Annotated in this window: 16 protein-coding genes; 12 read left to right on the top strand and 4 right to left on the bottom strand. The window is 45.3% G+C overall.

Annotated features, from left to right (window positions below):
- Positions 1-29 precede the first annotated feature (29 nt).
- The 6 genes from znuA to C9I89_RS01780 all read left to right on the top strand — a co-directional run bounded on the left by znuA (position 30) and on the right by C9I89_RS01780 (position 9196).
- The gene (gene znuA, locus C9I89_RS01805; RefSeq protein ID WP_107281846.1) at positions 30-956 is read left to right on the top strand and encodes a zinc ABC transporter substrate-binding protein ZnuA; all 927 of its coding nucleotides are present in this window, start codon (positions 30-32) and stop codon (positions 954-956) included.
- Positions 956-2311: a murein DD-endopeptidase MepM gene (gene mepM, locus C9I89_RS01800; protein ID WP_107281624.1), complete on the top strand. Its 1356-nt coding sequence runs from the start codon at positions 956-958 to the stop codon at positions 2309-2311. The genes znuA and mepM overlap by 1 nt, the downstream gene beginning before the upstream one ends.
- Before the next feature lie 187 nt (positions 2312-2498).
- Positions 2499-5954 (top strand): AraC family transcriptional regulator, encoded by a 3456-nt coding sequence (locus C9I89_RS01795; RefSeq protein ID WP_170107595.1) that lies wholly within the window; start codon positions 2499-2501, stop codon positions 5952-5954.
- Positions 5955-6453: 499 nt separating this feature from the next.
- Positions 6454-6681, top strand: a complete 228-nt coding sequence (locus tag C9I89_RS01790; protein ID WP_107281622.1) for a FeoA family protein — start codon at positions 6454-6456, stop codon at positions 6679-6681.
- Positions 6681-8957 carry a Fe(2+) transporter permease subunit FeoB gene (feoB, locus tag C9I89_RS01785; protein ID WP_107281621.1) on the top strand — a complete coding sequence of 759 codons (2277 nt, stop codon included), beginning with the start codon at positions 6681-6683 and terminating at the stop codon, positions 8955-8957. Before C9I89_RS01790 ends, feoB begins: the two co-directional genes overlap by 1 nt.
- Positions 8954-9196 (top strand): FeoC-like transcriptional regulator, encoded by a 243-nt coding sequence (locus tag C9I89_RS01780; RefSeq protein ID WP_107281620.1) that lies wholly within the window; start codon positions 8954-8956, stop codon positions 9194-9196. The genes feoB and C9I89_RS01780 overlap by 4 nt, the downstream gene beginning before the upstream one ends.
- A gap of 75 nt (positions 9197-9271) precedes the next feature.
- Here C9I89_RS01780 and C9I89_RS01775 read toward each other — a convergent pair whose 3' ends face one another.
- The gene (locus C9I89_RS01775) at positions 9272-9700 is read right to left on the bottom strand and encodes an HIT domain-containing protein (protein ID WP_107281619.1); all 429 of its coding nucleotides are present in this window, start codon (positions 9698-9700) and stop codon (positions 9272-9274) included.
- A 187-nt stretch (positions 9701-9887) separates the two neighbouring features.
- Between C9I89_RS01775 and C9I89_RS01770 the strand changes: the two genes are divergently transcribed.
- Complete coding sequence (locus C9I89_RS01770) at positions 9888-10493, top strand: DUF924 family protein (protein ID WP_107281618.1); 606 nt, start codon at positions 9888-9890, stop codon at positions 10491-10493.
- Between the two features lie 117 nt (positions 10494-10610).
- On the opposite strand, the gene C9I89_RS01765 is transcribed toward C9I89_RS01770, so the two are convergent.
- The gene (locus C9I89_RS01765) at positions 10611-11630 is read right to left on the bottom strand and encodes a GGDEF domain-containing protein (RefSeq protein ID WP_107281617.1); all 1020 of its coding nucleotides are present in this window, start codon (positions 11628-11630) and stop codon (positions 10611-10613) included.
- 318 nt (positions 11631-11948) lie between these two features.
- Positions 11949-13679 carry an arginine--tRNA ligase gene (argS, locus tag C9I89_RS01760; RefSeq protein ID WP_107281616.1) on the bottom strand — a complete coding sequence of 577 codons (1731 nt, stop codon included), beginning with the start codon at positions 13677-13679 and terminating at the stop codon, positions 11949-11951.
- Between the two features lie 484 nt (positions 13680-14163).
- Here argS and C9I89_RS01755 point away from each other — a divergent pair, with 484 nt between their 5' ends.
- Positions 14164-14754 (top strand): VOC family protein, encoded by a 591-nt coding sequence (locus tag C9I89_RS01755; RefSeq protein ID WP_107281615.1) that lies wholly within the window; start codon positions 14164-14166, stop codon positions 14752-14754.
- 50 nt (positions 14755-14804) lie between these two features.
- On the opposite strand, the gene purU is transcribed toward C9I89_RS01755, so the two are convergent.
- Positions 14805-15638 carry a formyltetrahydrofolate deformylase gene (gene purU / locus C9I89_RS01750; protein ID WP_107281614.1) on the bottom strand — a complete coding sequence of 278 codons (834 nt, stop codon included), beginning with the start codon at positions 15636-15638 and terminating at the stop codon, positions 14805-14807.
- Between the two features lie 212 nt (positions 15639-15850).
- Here purU and yoaA point away from each other — a divergent pair, with 212 nt between their 5' ends.
- From yoaA to C9I89_RS01730, 4 genes are all read left to right on the top strand, one after another.
- Positions 15851-17794 (top strand): DNA repair helicase YoaA, encoded by a 1944-nt coding sequence (gene yoaA, locus C9I89_RS01745; RefSeq protein ID WP_107281845.1) that lies wholly within the window; start codon positions 15851-15853, stop codon positions 17792-17794.
- Positions 17795-17809: 15 nt separating this feature from the next.
- Positions 17810-18511, top strand: a complete 702-nt coding sequence (tsaB, locus tag C9I89_RS01740; RefSeq protein ID WP_107281613.1) for a tRNA (adenosine(37)-N6)-threonylcarbamoyltransferase complex dimerization subunit type 1 TsaB — start codon at positions 17810-17812, stop codon at positions 18509-18511.
- A 67-nt stretch (positions 18512-18578) separates the two neighbouring features.
- Positions 18579-18860, top strand: coding sequence for a hypothetical protein (locus C9I89_RS01735; RefSeq protein WP_107281612.1), 282 nt, complete (start codon positions 18579-18581; stop codon positions 18858-18860).
- A 325-nt stretch (positions 18861-19185) separates the two neighbouring features.
- Positions 19186-20088 (top strand): alpha/beta fold hydrolase, encoded by a 903-nt coding sequence (locus C9I89_RS01730; RefSeq protein ID WP_107281844.1) that lies wholly within the window; start codon positions 19186-19188, stop codon positions 20086-20088.

Here is a 20088-nt window from a genome sequence, read left to right as displayed (position 1 = left end):
TTATTAGGCATTGTTTAATGGACATCGTTATGCGTCGCTTTACTTCATGGTGCTGTGCTGTTGCTCTGGTATTTTCTGGCACTGTTTATGCCGGACCTGCCTTTGCTAATGAAGCGAAAGCATTTTCAGTAGTCACAACGGTAAAACCACTGAATATGATTGTACAGGATCTGACTGCAGGAATAACCCGCAGTGACACATTGCTACCACCTGGTACGTCACCGCATGATTATGCATTACGCCCTTCTGATATGAAAAAGTTGCGAGACGCTGATTTAGTGATTTGGGTGGGGCCTGAACTAGAAATGTTTCTTGCCAATATGCTTGAAGGTAAAGAAAACAGTCTGGCGTTAACTGAACAGCATTCTATTGATTTCCGCCATTATGAGCATGCAGTTGATAATGATCACGATGATCACGATGATCACAATCACAGCCATGACGGTATTGATCCACACCTTTGGTTGGGGCCAAAACAAGCAATTCAGGCTGCAAATGTGATCACAGGGGCGCTTGTTAAACATGATCCATTGCATAAAAAGGGGTATGAGGATAATCTCACGATGTTCGTATCAGAGGTCAATCAAACTATCTCTGAGTTGAATAATAAACTCAAACCATTAGCAGAGCATGGCTACTTTGTTTTTCATGATGGCTATGGCTACTTTGAAGAACAATTTGGGCTGAATAATCTTGGACATTTCACGGTTAAGCCAGATCGACGACCTGGTGCAAAGACGTTAATTTCAATACGTCGTGCGCTGCAAGATCAACAAGCTTTTTGTGTATTCAGCGAACCCCAGTTTTCTCCAGCTGTAGTCAATAGTGTTGTTAGTGGTACTGACGTTAAAATAGGAACTCTTGACCCAATGGCAACTGAGATTGCAGAGGGCAAGGGAGGATATGCACGTTTTCTTACAGAATTGGGTGCGAGTTTTACCAAGTGTCTTGAATAATGAAATTGTATAAGGTTGCGGTCTCTTCAATAAAACAATTACCTCGTCAGCATCGGATTGCGTTAGCCTCAACCTCTCTGTTGGTGATGGCTGCACTTATGTGGCAGCCATCCCAACAAACGTATCAGACACCAAAATTTCAACGCGCTGAACGGGTTGAAATTGAGCTGCCACACGAGAAAGTTGAAGTATTATCAGAACAGAACAGTGAGCCGCTGGGGGCTGATCTGGATCCGGAAGATCCTGAGTTTTCAGCGCCAAAAGATGCACTTGAGCAGAAATTAGAGCAAGTTACGGACGTTGCTCATAAGCATAAAATTACGTCAGGTGAAACATTAGGTTCGATTTTCTCGCAATATGCGCTGCCTATTTCTGATATGTACCGACTGATCAAGGTCAACAAGTCGATTCAGAATCTTCGGGTCGGGCAGACGATAGAATGGTCTGTTAATGATGATGGGCAGGTAAAAGAATTTAATATCCAGCGCAGTAAAAAAATCACTGATAGCTATACCTTGGTTAACAAGGGCTATCAGTTCAAACAGGTTGAAGAAAACGGTGTGATTAAGCCTGTCTTCTTAACCGGAAGGATTACAGGAAGCTTCTATAATTCAGCACTTGCCGCTGGCTTAACACCTAATCAGATTCAAACCTTAGTTCAGGTTTTACAATGGCGTTTTGATTTCGGCCGGGAAGTGCGTAAAGGCGATCGTTTTGCCGTATCAGTAGAGCGTGAGTTCATTGATGGTAAGGCGGTGACTAAAGGTGAACTGAAAGCGCTTTACTATCTGAGTGATAACCGTGAAATTTTCGTGATGCGTCATAGCGACGATCAGTTTTATGACACCGATGGCAATAGCTTGAATCGTGCATTACGCCGTATTCCATTAGCGAAGCGCTATCGTATCAGCTCGTCGTTTAATCCGACGCGAAAGCATCCGGTAACCCGTCGTATTTCGCCACATAATGGTACTGACTTCGCGACTCCGATTGGTACCCCGGTATTGGCGGCAGGCGATGGTGTGGTGGTTAAAGCTAGTAAGCACCGACTCGCAGGTAACTATGTTGTTATCAAGCATGGCCGCGAATATATGACCCGTTACCTGCACCTGCATAAGTTGCTGGTAAAAGTCGGGGACCGAGTGACCATGGGCCAGCGTATTGCGTTAAGTGGCAATACAGGACGTTCGACCGGCCCGCATCTTCACTTTGAGCTAATCAAGAAGAATCGTCCAGTTAACGCAATGAAAGTACCATTGCCTCAAGCGGATCCTGTTCCAAGTAACGCGCGGTCTAAATATAAGCAACTGGCCAATAGCGAAAGACAGAAATTACTGGCGGTGATGCCCGGTTAGTTTTCTTATTGAGAGGTTTGGGCATATAAAAGCGCACGAGGTGCGCTTTTTTTATGTCAGAGGGTGTAATTTATAAAACTGAGATTATATTAGAATCATTCATACTGCATAATAGCAGATTCAATAATGTACCAGTTCGCAAGTTACTGGTGTGTTGTTGATGTTACTCGCACTTAAGAATATGAATATGAATAAAGCCTTTATCGCAATTGTTTGTTTGTTGTTTTCACTGCTTGGCAGGCTCCCTGCCGCTAACGCTGGTGCGAATCACGCCTTTTATCCATTACCTCACCAAGAGCAGGGGAGTCTTGTTTCGGCAGTCAAAATTATTAATAACACCAACGGTGGTTTATGGTTTGTTGACGTTCAGGGGGAGCTGATTTTTTATGATGGTCGTATTCTGCATAGTACTGTTGACGGGCAAGGCAATATCATTAAAGGCGTAACGGATGCTGTTATGGTGAACCAGTCACTGTGGTTGATCAGAGATGGGGAAGCTTTTCAATACTCTCCGGCAGAAACTCGATTACGTAATCTCAAGATCAGTCAGATCCCACTGAAACATGTTATTAGCAAAGGTGGAGAAGTTTGGTTTGCCAATGACAAAGGTCTTTATCTCGTTACAGAACGTCAGGTTCGTCCGGCATTTTTTAGTTTGCCGGAAGGCTTTATTGCTACGGGTTTGTATCTTGCCGGTGAGTCGTTGTTTGTTGCCGGAGAAAGCGGTCTTTACGAATTTAAAGATCATCAGCTGATTGAACCCATGACGTACCCTGAATATCAGGTGACGGCGGTTTATGCCGATAAAGCCAACCAGCTCTGGGTGGGTACCAATGAAGGACTTTTCGTGAATCACATTGAAAAGCCTTACTTGTTTAAAGATCGCAAACAGCTAAGTCATCATTATATTTCGAGTATTTCTGAAACAGATTCAGGATTGTGGATTGGTACAAAAAAAGGGCTGAATCTACTCGAACTAGAGAGTCGTGAACTGCATCAGTTTCTAGCCCGTCGGCATGATATTTTTTCCATTGATGGCAATCAGATCCAGGCCTTACACCGTGATGACCAAGGGGACTTATGGATAGCGTCCAATAATGGGATCAATTATTTTCCTAACATCACAACCCTATTTAAACGTCTTCGTTACGGTATGCAGGCTGATCTGATTCAGGCTGGACAGATCAATGATGTGATCGAATTGCCTGACGGCGATATTTGGCTGGCTACTGATCTGGGGCTGGTTGAGCTGAATGCCGAGCTTGATATTGTGCGCCAAATTACCAGTCTGGGAGTCGTTAACCATATAGCTTATCGTAATAATGAGCTATGGCTCGCGACCGAGCGTGGACTGAAAGTTTTTTCACTATCGAGCAATGAACAGGTTTCTTATGAACTGCCTCCTTGGTTTAACAATAAGCACGTCGTCAGCATTATGGTTGATCATTATGAGTCGGTTTGGATTGGTATGCGATCAACGTTGTATCGCTACTGGCCTGATAGCCAGGAGTTGGTTTCATTTGGCAGTCATTGGCAGCTGGATCCGAAGGGCGATGAGCTGGCCACAATTATCTTTGAAGATAGTGCAAAACAAGTATGGATAGGAACGGACTACGCGCTGTATCGTTTTGACGCCGGACGTCTTCAAGTTATTGAGCAAACCCGAGGTCAAGGCGGAGTTTTAGATTTATATGAAGATCAGATGGCGCAGCTTTGGATTGTGAATAATCATAGTTTGCAGTTTTCACCTGATTTGAAAAACTTGCAGCCATCCACCATCAAACTTATGGGTGAGCGAGCCAATCCTTATTGCGTGGTGAGTGATAATAAAGGAGTGTGGTTAGGCTCAAGTAAAGGTATGTCACATTTTTCATTTAATGCTGATTTACGTCAGCATTTTGCACCACCGGCTGGGGTCATTGAAAATGAATTTTATTCACAAGCGTGTGAGCGATTATTGTCGGGTAAGTTACTTTTTGGTGGTCGTGAAGGGCTGTTGGAAGTCACCCCTGATAAGTTACTTCAGTTAGATACTGAGTTATCGCAGGTTGTGATTGGTGAAATACGAATCAATCATCAATTACGTCAGTTTGCTGGTGCCAGCGAGGAGTTACTGCTTGTACCGTTTGGTGATTCAGTCAGCTTTAATTTAGGTGTTTTCCCCTTTTCCGGACCGACTAAACTGCAATTTCGTTTATCGGGAAATGAGGATGACAGTTGGCATTCTTTGAATGGTTATTTGCTGATCTTTGATACATTGCATCCGGGTAACTATACGTTAGAACTCAGAATTGATTCACTGAATAGTGAATTGCAACAAGTCACGACATTCCCATTTCAGATCCTGAAGCCCTGGTACCTTTCTTATTGGACAATAGGTACCTTCATCTTATTAATCTGTTCAATTATTATGTTGTTGATTTCCTGGCGCTCAAAGAATGTTAAAGAACAAAATCTACATTTAAAACAAGCGGTCTTCCGTAAGACAGTTCGTATAGAACGGCAAAAGCAGCAGCTTCATTCAAGCAATAAGCAGTTACAGTATATTTTAAATGTTCGCCAAAACGTCATGGCCCAGTTATCGCATGAGTTGCGTACACCGTTAACTTTAATTTTAGGCCCGGTTAAGAAAATGCAGGAGGCTAGCCATGGTGAGGAGGCCGAGAAATTCAGTATGATTGCCCGTAATGTTGAGCGTTCGCTGCATCTGGCGGATCAGTTACTGGCAAAAGGTGCATTGGCATTTCTTGAGCCGGAAAAATTGTGTGAGCAGTTAGTCAGCCCGATTCTTCAGGCCACGGTAATGAGTTGGCAGATGGAGGCGGATCAAAAAGATATTATTTTGTGCCTTGAGGATAAAACCGAAGGTGCCAGTATTAAAACCGCCCCTTACCATTTAGAAATTATGGTCGGTAACCTGCTGTCAAATGCACTGAAATATACTGCTACTAGGGGTTGTATTACAGTGACGGCTAAAAATGATCGTGTCTATTTGACAATATCGGTGGCAGATACAGGTAAAGGGATGTCTGAAGATATTCGTGACAGTATCTTTACTCAGTACTTTAAGGAAGGGGCTGAATTTAACGTTGAATCTGGGTTCGGACTTGGCTTGACTTCGGTGAAACAGCTGGTGGAATGTTACGAAGGTGATATCTCGGTTATTAGCTACAAGGGGGTTGGCAGTGAGTTTGTACTGAAGCTTCCGTTATACCGATATGATAAACGCGGCGTTGCGTCAGCCGCGAATGACTGCCCGTATATCGATGATTTACCGATGACAAAAGTGGCACCTAATACTACGACTGATAATTCAACATCGTGGCGTAAAGAAGTCATTGCGTTGGTGGAGCAGCATTTCCATGATGCCGATTTTGGTACGGCGGCGGCGGCAAAGGCAATATTTACCTCAGAGCGCAGTTTGCAGCGCAAGTTCAAGCAAGAATTCAATATGTCTTTTAAAGATTACGTGATTCAGTTTCGTTTTGAGCAGGCACAATTGATGTTGAAGCAAGGCGATAAGATTTCTGATGTCGCGTTATCCTGTGGTTTCAATGATCCATCATACTTTAGTGCCAGATTCAAAAATAGTTTTGGGATGACGCCATCGCAGTTTGTTGCTTCGGCACAAGGGTGTAAATAAAGGCACGAAATAAATAAGATGACGGGAATTTGTCGGGAAGATTGATGGCTCAATCAAGATGACGAATGAAAAAAAACGTGGTGTAGTTATAGAAACTACACCACGGGTGTCAATGACACCTTCGCTTGCTGCCAGACAATATGGTGTGCCATATTGTCTTCGGAATAACAAAAGAGCCCGTTGCTCTGTGTTGAAATCAATATAACGTTTTTGAGTATCCCCCTGTTATAAGATACCCGCCAGCTTTCTATGAAAATACGCCAACAGTAAAAATCACTATAAAATCAATGCACAGTGGTTAGTTGTTTCTGTGCGCTAAAAACGTCAAAATGTTTATTTGTAAGTTATTATCCAAGGCGTCGAGAGGGTTTCATTTCTGCAATCAATGTTTTCATTTTGGCTGGGTGTTATTTTTGATTTAAAACAAGACCCGCATCCGGCAGATGTGTAAGATAGCGAGTAGAAATGCTAATAATTCTCATTAAGGTGTCGGTTTAGTATGAAACTTTCAGAGTTGTCGTGCGGCGTAAATGGAGTCGTAACAGGTATGTCGGAACTCCCTGCCGCCACCCGGAAAAAACTAATGGTTATGGGTTTATTACCTAACACTGAAGTAACTGTTATTCGGTTAGCGCCCCTTGGCGATCCTCTGCAAGTTCGGGTTCGTGGTGTTGATATAGCACTCCGTAAACAAATTGCCGCGAATATTGACGTAGAGGTGCGCTAATGCAGTACAACATTCTTACCGTTGGTAATCCGAATAGCGGTAAAACGACCTTATTTAACGGTCTTACCGGAGCTAAACAGCAAGTGGGTAACTGGGCAGGGGTAACTGTTGAGAAAAAAACGGGTAATTACCAATGTGCGGGTGACACTTTTGCTCTGACCGATCTTCCGGGCATTTACAATTTAGACAGTGCCAATGACGCCAATAGCTTAGATGAAGCAATTGCCTCTCGAGCGATTTTAACGACACCGGCCGATGTCATTATCAATGTTGTTGACGCTTCCTGCTTAGAGCGCAGCTTATATATGACTCTTCAGCTGCGTGAGCTTGGCCGCCCAATGGTGGTGGTATTGAACAAAATGGATGTGTTAAAGCGCCAGCGTCAGGTTCTGGATATCCAAGCGTTGGAAAAAGCCCTTGGTTGCCCCGTGTTATCCCTCTCAGCACATAACCAAAAACAGGTTAGCGAGTTTAAAATTCGATTGCACAAAATGCTGGCACAGGGCGTGGCTGTTGGCGATCTGGCATTAAATTACGGCGAGCACTTTGAAAATGCTGTTACTGAGCTTGAAGGTCTGTTCTCTGACGGCCAGTTAAAAGCGCGTTCACAAGCTATCCGTATGCTTGAAAATGATACCTTGGTTATTAACGGATTATCTGAAGCCGATAAGGGCCTGGCATGTAATATCCGCAATAAATTGCTAGTGGATGTAGACCCTGATATTCAGGTCGCTGATGTTCGTTACACATTCCTGCATCAGCTTTGTCAGAAAGTTCGCCGTCAAGAAGGCAAACTGAGCCGCAGTGTCAGTGACAAAATTGACAGTGTTCTTTTACACCGTGCGTTTGGTATACCATTCTTTTTTGTCGTGATGTATCTGATGTTTATGTTCTCCATTAACATTGGTAGTGCATTTATCGATTTCTTTGATATCAGCGTTGGTGCCATTTTTGTCGACGGTGGTCATTATCTATTTGACGGTCATTTGCCAGAGTGGCTGGTAACCGTGATTGCTGATGGTATTGGTGGCGGTATTCAGACTGTTGCGACCTTTATTCCTGTTATTGCCTGCTTGTACCTGTTTCTGGCGTTGTTAGAAAGCTCTGGTTATATGGCTCGCGCGGCGTTTGTGCTTGATAAAGTGATGCAGAAAGTGGGCCTGCCGGGTAAGGCATTCGTACCGTTGGTGCTGGGGTTTGGTTGTAACGTTCCAGCGATCATGGCAACGCGTACTCTCGAACAGGAACGTGAGCGTAAGCTGGCGGCAGCAATGGCACCATTCATGTCGTGTGGAGCTCGCCTTCCTGTATACGCGTTATTTGCAGCAGCGTTCTTCCCACAAAACGGTCAGAATATTGTATTTGCCCTTTACTTACTGGGTATTGCTGCCGCAGTAATGACCGGTATTATTCTGCGCTACACGCTTTACCCTGGTAAGAGCGATAGCTTTATCATGGAAATGCCAGATTACGAATTCCCAACTATGCGTAATGTGGGGATTAAAACCTGGCAGAAACTGAAGCGTTTTGTCTTTGGTGCGGGTAAGACGATCGTTGTGGTTGTTGCATGCCTCAGCTTTTTCAATTCATTGGGTACGGACGGCACATTCGGTAATGAAGACTCTGAGAATTCAGTGCTATCGAAAGCGGCACAAATTGTAACACCATTGCTATCACCAATCGGTGTGAAGGAAGATAACTGGCCTGCAACCGTGGGTATTATTACCGGTATTTTTGCCAAAGAAGCGGTAGTAGGAACGTTGAATAGTTTATATGCGCCATCTGCCAGTGACGATGATGCGGAATATGATCTATTGGCCAGTTTGCACGAAGCGGTAGCTACCATTCCGGCCAACTTGGCTGATCTTAGTTACTCAGATCCACTGGGTATTACAGTGGGTGAGTTAGATGACTTGAATACAGTTGCTGAAGAGCAAGAAGTTGACCAATCAATATTTGGTAACATTCAAGCGCACTTCGTGAGTTCTGCTGCAGCGATGGCATACTTGATTTTCATCTTGTTATACACGCCTTGTGCTGCCGCGATGGGGGCTTATGTTCGTGAGTTTGGTGAAAGGTTCTCTGTGTTCATCGCGGGTTGGACAATGCTATTAGCTTATACATTTGCCACTGTTTTCTATCAAGCTGCGCACTTCGCCGATCACCCTGTTACCAGTATGTCTTGGATTGCTTTCTTTGTTCTGATTAACGCAGGTTTATTTGCCGTGTTCAAACATCAGGGTAAGAAACAACAAAAAGAGTTGGTTGTATTATGATTCTTCAGCAGCTGAAACAGTATATTGAACAACATGGGCGTTCGAGCCGTAAAAACCTGGCGACTCATTTTGGTATGTCTGAAGATGGCGTCGAAGCAATGCTCGATGTTTGGGTTCGCCAAGGCTCTGTTGGTAAAGAGCTGGTTGGCTGCGATAGTGATAATTGTTTTCAATCAGCCAAAGAGGTTTGGTATCGTTGTTTACATGCTAACGAGCTGTCGGTAACGGTGATGCGATAATCACGTCTGATCATTAGAAAACAAAAGGCAACCACTCGGTTGCCTTTTTGCTATCTCTGCAGAAACTGATCAAATTTAAGCTCTAACAAAGCCGTCTATACTGTTCAACTCATCACGTAGCTCTTCTGCTAAAGCTTGTTGTAGTTCGTCATTGCGCTGGGTGCCATCGGTATTGCCCCAAACCGGGCCCGGCCAGGCAATGTCGGTGGTGAAACGTGCAATATGGTGGATATGTAATTGCGGGACCAGATTACCGAGTGCGCCGATGTTAATTTTGTCGGCCTGATAGTCACTTTCTAATAAAGCCGCCACAGCACTTGATTCACGGATTAATTGGTACTGTTCGTCAACAGATAAGTGATGGATCTCGGTTAGATTATCTTTACGAGGTACAAGGATTAGCCACGGGCCTAAGGCCTCTTTGGACAACAGAACCCGGCTCAGTGGTAAGTCACCTAAAATCGTAGTATCTGTCGCTAATTGCGGGTGTAGGGTGAAACTCATTGTAAATATTCCTTAAGAGTACAGTGCCGCTCACAAGCTGGAACATTGCTGATTTTTTAAAATAGGTAGTTCGGTATTCTGACATTATCTTTGAGATAAATATATTATACCAATCGCGATAATAGTCTGGCCATTTGATATACAGGTACATGCGTTTGTGGTTGTTGTAGTGATAATGGAGATAAAGATGGCGGATGAATATCAGCAAGTCTTAGATTTTTGGTTTGGTGAGTTAGATAAGGAAGTCACAATAACCGACAAAAATGCCCTGTGGTTTAAAGGCGAAGAAGAGACAGATAAGCTCATCGCCGACAAGTTTCAACACTTAGTCAGTCTGGCGGGTCGTGGCGGATTAGGCCATTGGACTGAGACCGCGAAAGGATCTCTTGCTCTGATCATTTTGCTTGATCAATTTACCCGTAATATTTATCGCGGACTCAGTGCCGCATTTCGTTATGATTCGCTGGCTCAGGCTATTTGTAAACGAGCACTGGCTCAAAACCGCGATGAAGGACTAACACCAATCGAACGGGTATTTCTTTATTTGCCATTAGAACATTCTGAAGCCATCGAAGATCAGGAAGAGTCAGTATTCTGCTTTAATCAGTTGCGTCAGGCTGTTTCACCAGAAAATGCGATTATTTTTGAAGGCTTCTATCAGTATGCCGTCAGTCATCGTGATGTGGTTAATAAATTTGGCCGCTTTCCGCACCGTAACGCCGCCTTGGGGCGTTTATCTACTCAGGAAGAGCTAAGGTGGTTGAGCAACGGTGGTCAGCGATTCGGCCAATAGTCTTGATTTAATACAGTCCTCAGGAATATATTCCTTCCAAAGGAAACAAGGCTATGCTTATGAGCATAGCCTTGCATTTATCTTTGAAGTAAGAGTTGTTTTTGAAATGTTCAGGGATTAGGTGAGCGGCAATACTCGATTACGACCGAGTTTTTTAGCCTGATTCATAAATGCATCGGCACGGTTAATCATACTTTCCCCCGGTTCATTTTCCTGCCTTTCTGCCACACCAAATGAAGCCGTAACCGAATTAATACGTTGGCCCGATTTTTTGTCCAGAACCGATATTTTTTCTAAAGTGCGACGGAGGGTTTCGGCTTGCTGTCTGGCAGATGACTTCATTTTATGTGGTAAAATTAATACAAATTCTTCCCCGCCAAAGCGGTAGGCCTGGGCATAATCTCGGCAGCTTTCTTTGAGTCTGCGGGCAACGATTTTCAGGACCTGATCACCGAGCAAATGGCCATAATTATCGTTAAAACTTTTGAACCTGTCGATATCTAACAGTATCAGGCTTAGGGGGACATTATTTTGGATGTAATTTTGAAAATCACGGTCGAAAGCGCGGCGGTTCAAAATGCCGGTTAACGCATCTTCATTCGCTTCTTTCTGGCTTTCAATTAGCGCCTGACGCAAGGCCGATATCTCTTGTTGCGTGCTGCTCAGTTGCCCTTTAAAGGTACCGGTTGAAGTGTGAATCTGACGGGATTCGCGAACTAGCTCGCGTACCAGCTTCATGGTTTCTTCTAGTGACAGTCCATCTTGTTCCGCTGTTTCGAGTTTGCCGAAAGTCTTGGTTAATACGCCCTGAAAGTCTTCTGTATCCGATAGAGTATCTGCCATGCTATGGGAGATCTCTTGTACCATCGCGGTCAGGCTCTGTTTTAGCTGAGCCATGTCTTTATCGGTCTGACTAGCCAAATGCTCTTGATAGAGGGTGTCACATAGCGTTGGTGTACAGAGGCCTAGTTCGGCAATTCCCTGATCAATCGCCTGGTTGAGAATTGGGAGCTGTTGTTTTGCATAAGTGTACCAAAGTGCATAGTTGGTGGGCGTCGTCGGTACTTTGTGTTTGATCATCAAGGGAACCGTTTTTTTTAACGTTTTTGTCGATTCCACAAAATTATCGTTGCTCATAACACGAATTCCATTTGTTGCAGCAAATATAAAAAACTTGTCATAGTGAGACCGCTTGATGGAACAGAATTCATTGGATTGCCTGAGCGGAAACAAATGACCGTGAAGATATTTAGCCTCAATCTGTTATACCAATAACAAAGATATACACAGCTATAAAAAATCCCTCTAAGGATACCCCAGAAGGCTCTAAATTATTAGTATGTAATCATATTTTTAATTTCAGATAGAAAGAATAATGATTGCAACAGCCACAAAAAAGCCTTCTAAGGTTACCCTAGAAGGCTTTAAGTTATTAGTTTGTAATTATACAGTTAATTACATACGTTCAAGGGTTTCGATACCAAGTAGATCCAGACCCTGTTTAATTGTTTTCGCGGTGAGAAGAGCGAGTTTCAGACGGCTCTGCTTAACAGCTTCTTCTGCATTTAGAATTGGACATGCTTCGTAGAAGCTAGAGAACTTGCCTGCCAGTTCGAACAGGTAGGTACACATCAGGTGTGGCTGGCCTTCACGAGCTACCGCCAGTACTGCTTCTTCAAATTGCAGAAGTGCAGATAGCAGTGCTTGTTCTTTCTCATCGTTGATAACAACAGGGTGAGTCAGATCTGCCAGCTCAACGTCAGCACGTTTGAAGATAGAAGCAACACGCGTGTAAGCGTACTGCATGTATGGCGCGGTATTACCTTCAAACGCCAGCATGTTATCCCAGTCGAAGATGTAGTCAGTTGTGCGGTGCTTAGACAGGTCCGCATACTTAACCGCGGCCATCGCAACTGTTTTTGCAATGTTTGCTTTTTCTTCAGCGTCCAGTGTCGGGTTCTTCTCTTCGATGAGTTTAGCTGCGCGCAGCTCTGACTCATCAAGCAGATCCGTCAGACGCACGGTACCACCCGCACGGGTTTTGAAAGGACGACCGTCTTTGCCCAGCATCATACCGAATGCGTGGTGCTCAAGGGTCACCTCTTCTGGTACGTAGCCCGCTTTACGAACGATAGACCACGCTTGCATCAGGTGCTGATGCTGACGTGAATCGATGAAGTAAAGTACACGGTCAGCATTTAGCTGCTCGTAGCGGTACTTAGCACATGCGATATCAGTAGTTGTGTACAGGAAGCCGCCATCACGCTTCTGGATGATAACACCCATAGGATCGCCGTCTTTGTTCTTGTACTCGTCCAGGAATACCACTTGCGCGCCGTCACTTTCGACGGCCAGACCTTTTTCTTTCAGGTCAGCAACAATGCCCGGCAGCATGTCGTTATACATGGATTCACCCATCACGTTCTCACGAGAAAGTGATACGTTCAGGCGATCATAGTTACGCTGGTTCTGAACCATCGTAACGTCAACCAGCTTCTTCCACATTTCAGCACAGTATTCGTCGCCGCCCTGCAGTTTAACCACATAACCACGAGCACGGGCTGCGAACTCTTCATCTTCGTCGTACAGCTTTTTAGATTCACGGTAGAACGCTTCAAGATCGGAAAGCTCCATCGAAACTTCCCCCGTCTCTTTCTGTACGCGTTCAAGGTTTGCGATAAGCATACCGAACTGAGTACCCCAGTCACCGATGTGGTTAGCACGGATAACATTGTGGCCTAAGAACTCAAGAGTACGAACAACCGCGTCACCAATGATGGTTGAGCGCAGGTGACCAACGTGCATTTCTTTCGCTACGTTTGGCGCAGAGTAGTCAACAACAATATTTTGCTGCTCTTCAGTGGCAACGCCAACACGTGCATCAGCCAGTGCCTCTTCAGCACGTGCTGCAAGCCAGCTTTTGCATAAGAAGATATTGATAAAACCAGGGCCGGCGATTTCTACTTTTTCAGCGATACCGTCAAGCTCCAGAACATCGATAACTTTCTGTGCAAACTCGCGAGGGTTAATGCCTAATTTTTTTGCTACGCCCATTACGCCGTTAGCCTGGTAATCACCAAACTGTGCCTTTGTAGACTGACGTACAGCTGCCGGGCTACCTGCTGGTGCGCCTGCGGCTTCTAATGCCTGAGATACTTTGTCATTAATTAGTGCTTGAATGTTCACACGCTGATCCTTTAAATCGTTTGTAACGCCAATGTATTCATTAGTGAGGCATCAACGTTACAGTATTCAAGAGTTGCCAGTAAGCAAAAAACGTCAAAAATAGTCACGAAAGTGGTTACATTAATTCAATGTTATTAATGCAAATGAAGAGCTCGTGAGTATTTTTGACGGGGCATCCTCTTGAGTCAGAGGTGGTATCTTGAATACACAAATAGTATTTCCTAATAATACCCACATATTTAGGTACTTTGGCAACCCGAAAAGGCCATTGTTTGCAATTTTTTTTTTGCTTTAAAGGCTTGATGAAAAATATGCATGGATCAAGATGCTACAAGGTCTGTAGTAGCATGGTTCGGGGTTCCGTTGATATCTAAACTGTGGATAATTATGCGTCATACCAATTCTATCAATTAATTTAACCATTGATCAGATAATTAATGGATTTAGTATTAGCCTCGGATACAAAATTAATTGGAGAAAAAACATGCAGAAGCTGAGAGAAGCGGGTCTTCACCCTGAACAAATGTTGGTGGATTTACCTGCTTTCATGGCGCGCATTATGGCGTTGGCCAGTGAATTAGGCTTTTCTCTTGAGCAATATCAGGCTGACCATATTGCACTGCGGGTAAATGACCGGGAAATGGCAGAAGCGCTGCATCAGTCGTGGCTCGTTTATGGTGAAGAGTGGTCGAATAATATTATCAATGGCAGACCGATTATTGTTATTGGTTTTCACCAGCCGATTCAGGTGGGTAGCTGGGTGATTGAATGCCTGGAATTACCCTATCCTGGTGATAAAGCGTATCCGCAGGAAGGGTGGGAGCATGTAGAATTTGTGATCCCGGCAAAAGCAGGCAACACCGATCAATTGAAAGTGGTATTGGAGCAGGCATTCCCTCAGCTTGAACAGCAGTGGGCATTAATGGCAGATAAAGGGATTAGCGTCAAAGCCAGCTCACCATCGGGTGAAAAAGAGCGTTTACCAAATCCGACTTACGCGTTTAAGAAAAACGGGGTGTGCATTAAGCTGCATCCTTGCTCTCTGAAGGATGTGATTGAGAGCGAAGAAGTATAACTTAGAATCGAGTTACGAGTTTAAGGATTCTCGCAACTCGATACGCGGACCTAGAGTATTGCGGTTCTGTTACCGTGTACAAAGACCCGATCATCGAGCACTAAACCGAGCGCTTTACTTAGTACAGACTTTTCGACATCGCGGCCTGATCGTGCCATGTCACTGGCACTGAAATTATGGTCAACCGGGATCACACTCTGGGTGATGATCGGCCCTTCATCGAGATCATTGGTAACAAAGTGTGCGGTTGCGCCGATAATTTTTACCCCACGCTCGAAGGCTTGCTGATACGGTTTCGCTCCAATAAATGCAGGCAGGAAACTATGGTGAATATTAATGATTTGGTGTGGGAACTGAGCGACAAAATCGGCCGTTAAAATGCGCATGTATTTTGCGAGTACCACGTAATCCGGTTCATATTGCTTAATTGCAGCAAGTAGCTTCTCTTCATGTTCTTCACGGCTTAGCCCTTCGTGGCTAACATGATGGAACGGAATATCAAATTTTTCAGTTAACTTACCCAAAGTGTCGTAGTTACCGACAACGGCTGCGATGTCTACATCGAGCGTGCCGTCATACGCTTTCACCAGAATATCGCCGATACAATGGGCTTCTTTGGTTACCATGATCACGATGCGCTTGCGTGCCGAACTCACCAGGCTACGGTGGCTTCCTGCCGGTAGGGCGTGGTCAAGATCGTCCAAGAAGGTTTCATCGTTAAAATAGCCTTCTAGTTCTGTACGCATGAAGAACTGTTTATTGGTGTTATCAACAAACTCATTGTTATGTACGATGTTAAGTTGGTGCTTGTAACAGATGTTGGTGATTTTTGAAATAAGGCCGACGGCATCAGGACAATCGGTAAGCAGGGTTTTCTTTTCCATGGTCTTCCTTGAACGGTATTTTTAATTCAACTTCTTATTGTTTACCTTTTATTTATTTCAGCGTCAAAAGATAAATGAATTATCACGTAAGTGAATGTCCACTTGTATGCAGATGGCAGGCAGCTCCTTGTGAATTAATCATGGTCGGCTGCAGACAAACTTGGCATAATGGTGAGTCTCTCACTGTATATATAACCAATAGTTTTGACATCATGATTGCCAAGTTTTTCGCCTCTGGAGGCGCGTTGGACAAAGCCCTTCCCGGCTTTCAGGCCCGACAACCGCAAATTGATATGGCACAAGCTGTCGATGATGCTATTCGCGAGCAGACTCAACTGGTAATTGAAGCGGGCACGGGAACCGGTAAAACATTTGCCTATCTGGTGCCTGCACTGGTTAGTGGGAAAAAAATCATAATCAGCACCGGATCGAAAAACTTACAGGAACAGCTGTTTCACCGTGATTTACCGCTGATGACCGACGCGCTTGGTTTTACCGGACGAGTGTCACTGCTAAAAGGGCGATCTAACTACTTGTGCCTCGATCGACTTAGCCGGCAAGTGACCGAAAGCCATGGTACTCATGTCGATCCTACGTTGCTTAGCCAATTGGTCAAAATTCGCAGCTGGTCGTCATCGACTAAAAGTGGTGATTTGGGCGAGTGTGAAGCCATTGCGGAGGACAGTCCTGTTCTTCCGATGGTTACTTCTACCAACGACAATTGTCTTGGGCGGGAATGTCCGTCTTATGAAGATTGCTTTGTGGTTAAAGCGCGTCGTAAAGCCATGGAATCCGATGTCGTGGTGGTGAATCATCACCTCTTTCTGGCCGATTTAGCAATTAAAGAGACCGGATTCGGTGAGTTGATCCCTGAAGCCGATGTTTTTATCTTTGATGAAGCCCATCAGATGCCAGATATTGCCAGCCAGTATTTCGGTCAGAGCTTATCCAGTCGCCAGGTGCAGGAGCTGGCGAAAGATGTCGAAATTGGCTATCGCACAGAAGCCAGAGATATGCGCCAACTGCAAAAGACCGCCGACCGACTGGCCCAGGCGGCATTCGATTTACGTATTGTACTTGGTGAGCCGGGTTTTCGTGGTAATTGGCGTGATGCGGTAAGAAGCCCGGTGATCCAGCGAGAGCTGACCCGGTTAAATGATGCCCTTGATTTAACTTATGATGTGCTGAAGTTGGTTCTGGGCCGCAGTCAGTTGTTAGATGCCGCATTTGAACGGGCAACCTTATTAAAAGCTCGTTTGGCTCGTTTGTGCGATACCACGATAACGGGCTATTCCTATTGGTTTGAATGTACGCCTCGTCATTTTACGTTGCATATCACGCCGTTGTCAGTAGCAGAAAAATTCCGTGAACAGATGCAGCAACAGAAAGGTGCATGGATCTTCACCTCCGCGACGCTGGCTGTTGATGACGATTTTAGCCATTTCAGCCACCGACTGGGGCTGGAGCCGAAACAGCAGTTCTCACTGGAAAGTCCGTTTGATTATCAGCAGCAGGCCTTGCTGTGTGTGCCTCGTTTTCTGCCTGAGCCCAATAGCTTTGGTATTGCCGATCAGCTGGTGGGGATGCTGACGCCATTGATTGAAGAAAATAATGGCCGTTGTTTCTTTCTCTGTACTTCTCACCAGATGGTTCGTGATTTGGCGGAAGGTTTTCGCGCGAAGCTTGAATTACCAGTGTTAGTACAAGGTGAAACGACCAAGCAGAAGTTACTGGCCGAATATTTAGAGCGTGGGAATGCTTTATTAGTTGCCACCGGTGCTTTCTGGGAGGGGATTGATGTTAGAGGCCAGGCCCTTAGCTGTGTTATTATCGACAAATTGCCTTTTACTGCACCGGATGATCCGTTGCTAAAAGCGCGAATAGAGGATTGCCGCCTGCGAGGTGGTGATCCGTTTTCGCAAGTCCAGATACCTGACGCCGTGATCACCCTGAAACAGGGGGTCGGACGCCTGATCCGCGATAAGCGGGATAAAGGTGTACTGGTCATTTGCGACAATCGACTGGTAACGCGCCCGTATGGCGCGGTATTTTTAAGAAGCCTGCCGCCGATCCCGCGTACGCGGAATATCAGTGGTGTCGGGCAGTTTCTGTCACAAGTGAATGGTGAAACTACAGCCATTCATTGTGACGATTAGCATTCAGAGGCTTGAATGAGCACCAAAATTCTTGCGGTTGATACCGCAACTGAAAATTGTTCTGTTGCCTTACTTATGGGCGATGAAGTTATCTCACGTTGCGAATATGCACCACGTGAACATACAACAAAAATTTTGCCAATGGTTGATACCGTACTGGCAGAAGGCGGTGTAAAATTAAATCAGCTTGATGCATTAGCTTTCGGCCGTGGCCCGGGTAGTTTTACGGGGGTACGTATTGGTATTGGTATAGCGCAAGGCTTAGCTTTCGGTGCTGATCTGCCGATGGTCGGCGTTTCTACGTTAGCAACAATGGCGCAGGGGACCTTCCGTAAGCATCAGTCCGAGCAAGTACTGACTGCGATTGATGCCCGTATGGGAGAGATCTACTGGGGCCAGTATCAACGTCAGGCTGATGGTGACTGGCGAGTGGTTGGTGCGGAGCAAGTCATTGCACCTGATACTCTCGTTAATGAATTTGAGACTGTATCTGGGATCTGGTATACGGCAGGTACAGGTTGGGAAAGTTATGCTGACGCTCTCAGTCAACTGAAAGTCCAAACTGAGAAAGGCACAATCTTATATCCGGATTCTCAAGATATGGTATTGCTTGCAAAGTTCGCCCTTGCTCGTGGCGAAGCAGTAGCACCTGAAGCGGCCAGCCCGGTTTATGTGCGTGATACCGTGACCTGGAAGAAACTGCCGGGTCGGGAATAAATTCCAGAGACGAGCAGTAACAGGCTAGATCAAGCACCACACTGCTCGTTGTTCTCAGGGGGACGTTATGGTTTCAATTCATCGCTTACCACCTTCGATAAATCCGCAGCAGAAGCCGCGGGTTTCAGCGCCTGCTCATCCGTCAGGCGTTGCTCAACCTACCGCAGTCGCTAGTGCGGTATCAAAATCGGTTCGCAGCCCTGAGTCGATCCGCGATGCTCATGCCCACATTCAATATGATCAACCCGAAGGGAATAATCGCGAAGCGCTTGAATCGTATCTGGGCGTGATGTATCAAAATAAAAAAGATGAATTCTCTAACCTGATGGGCGTTGATGTTTACGTGTGAACTGACATTGTGATCCCTGATTTATCCCCCCCTTAATAGATAAGTCCCCCTTGGTACCTTTTTTAACTGACCATTACTCGCTGCTTTTGCTGATCGTTATGGCCTAACGGTTAGATAATTAATGGAGTGGGTATAATAGACCGTTGAGCGTATATTGAACATTTATGATGGAGAACCTAATGTTTATAAAGCTATTTCTTGGGCTGTCTACGGTGTTTATGATAGGCTGCGCAAGTGCGCCAGCTAGCCTGAAAAACAGGTTGAAAACCCAAGGTGTCATCCATCAGCGCGTAACCCAAGAATCTGTTATAGAGACGACATGGTGATGTATAACACTTTTTTCCAGCTAGCTGAAAAACAGCTGGCCGGGCTCTGCTCGTTTCAACACTCAGCTAATGAAGTGCAGGTTCCGCCTGTAGAGGGTGGCCGTGGTGATCAAAAACCGACACTGTTGCTGCTGCATGGCTGGCAAGATAATGCTGCCAGTTTTGATGCGTTATTTGCGTCTTTAGCAAGACATTTCCATCTAGTTGCGATTGACTGGCCGGGACATGGTTATTCTGATAAACGTGATGCAGATAACTATTATCATTTTTTTGATTATATTGATGATCTGCACCAGATCGTTGAACAGCTGTCGGCGTCCCCCTTGTATTTAGTGGGTCATTCGCTAGGCGCGCTGGTTGCCGGTTGTTATGCCGCTGCTTTTCCCGACAAGGTAGCGGGCGTGGTAATGATTGAAGGGCTGGCACCGTTATATGAGCAGCCCGATAATGCTGCAGCCCGTTTGCAACAAGGCATCGAAAGTCGCCAGCGTTATCGTCTGCGTGTTACCAGACGGCCAGCACGCAAAATGAAAGCGCTGCAGGAAGCGCTTGATTTGCGTTGTACGGTCAATCGATTACCCGAATCCTGTTTACGGCCTCTGGTCTTAAGAGGAACGGAGACTGATGGCGAACATTGGTACTGGCGACATGATGACCGGCTACGCTGTGATTCTTTATATCGTATGGCGGCAGAACATGCGCAAGCTTTAATGTCACAGATCCAATGTCCGGTTTTATCCATTGTTGGTGATCAAGGTTTCTCCCACCTGCAACGGACAGGGCCGGAGAAAAGCTGGTTTCAGCAGCTCAGGCAAGTACAAGTGAAAGGTGGTCATCACTGTCATATGGAAAGCCCGCAAGATGTCTGTCGTCATATCTTGATGTTTACCGCTAGATTTTAA

The sequence above is a fragment of the Photobacterium lipolyticum genome (assembly GCF_003026475.1).
GTDB lineage: Bacteria > Pseudomonadota > Gammaproteobacteria > Enterobacterales > Vibrionaceae > Photobacterium > Photobacterium lipolyticum.
This window is presented reverse-complemented; position numbering and strand designations above follow the sequence as displayed.

Coding starts and splice junctions, on each gene's coding strand:
- znuA (WP_107281846.1), top strand. CDS start 30: ATGCGTCGCTTTACTTCATGGTGCTGTGCTGTTGCTCTGGTATTTTCT.
- mepM (WP_107281624.1), top strand. CDS start 956: ATGAAATTGTATAAGGTTGCGGTCTCTTCAATAAAACAATTACCTCGT.
- C9I89_RS01795 (WP_170107595.1), top strand. CDS start 2,499: ATGAATAAAGCCTTTATCGCAATTGTTTGTTTGTTGTTTTCACTGCTT.
- C9I89_RS01790 (WP_107281622.1), top strand. CDS start 6,454: ATGAAACTTTCAGAGTTGTCGTGCGGCGTAAATGGAGTCGTAACAGGT.
- feoB (WP_107281621.1), top strand. CDS start 6,681: ATGCAGTACAACATTCTTACCGTTGGTAATCCGAATAGCGGTAAAACG.
- C9I89_RS01780 (WP_107281620.1), top strand. CDS start 8,954: ATGATTCTTCAGCAGCTGAAACAGTATATTGAACAACATGGGCGTTCG.
- C9I89_RS01775 (WP_107281619.1), bottom strand. CDS start 9,700: ATGAGTTTCACCCTACACCCGCAATTAGCGACAGATACTACGATTTTA.
- C9I89_RS01770 (WP_107281618.1), top strand. CDS start 9,888: ATGGCGGATGAATATCAGCAAGTCTTAGATTTTTGGTTTGGTGAGTTA.
- C9I89_RS01765 (WP_107281617.1), bottom strand. CDS start 11,630: ATGAGCAACGATAATTTTGTGGAATCGACAAAAACGTTAAAAAAAACG.
- C9I89_RS01755 (WP_107281615.1), top strand. CDS start 14,164: ATGCAGAAGCTGAGAGAAGCGGGTCTTCACCCTGAACAAATGTTGGTG.
- purU (WP_107281614.1), bottom strand. CDS start 15,638: ATGGAAAAGAAAACCCTGCTTACCGATTGTCCTGATGCCGTCGGCCTT.
- yoaA (WP_107281845.1), top strand. CDS start 15,851: ATGATTGCCAAGTTTTTCGCCTCTGGAGGCGCGTTGGACAAAGCCCTT.
- tsaB (WP_107281613.1), top strand. CDS start 17,810: ATGAGCACCAAAATTCTTGCGGTTGATACCGCAACTGAAAATTGTTCT.
- C9I89_RS01735 (WP_107281612.1), top strand. CDS start 18,579: ATGGTTTCAATTCATCGCTTACCACCTTCGATAAATCCGCAGCAGAAG.
- C9I89_RS01730 (WP_107281844.1), top strand. CDS start 19,186: ATGTATAACACTTTTTTCCAGCTAGCTGAAAAACAGCTGGCCGGGCTC.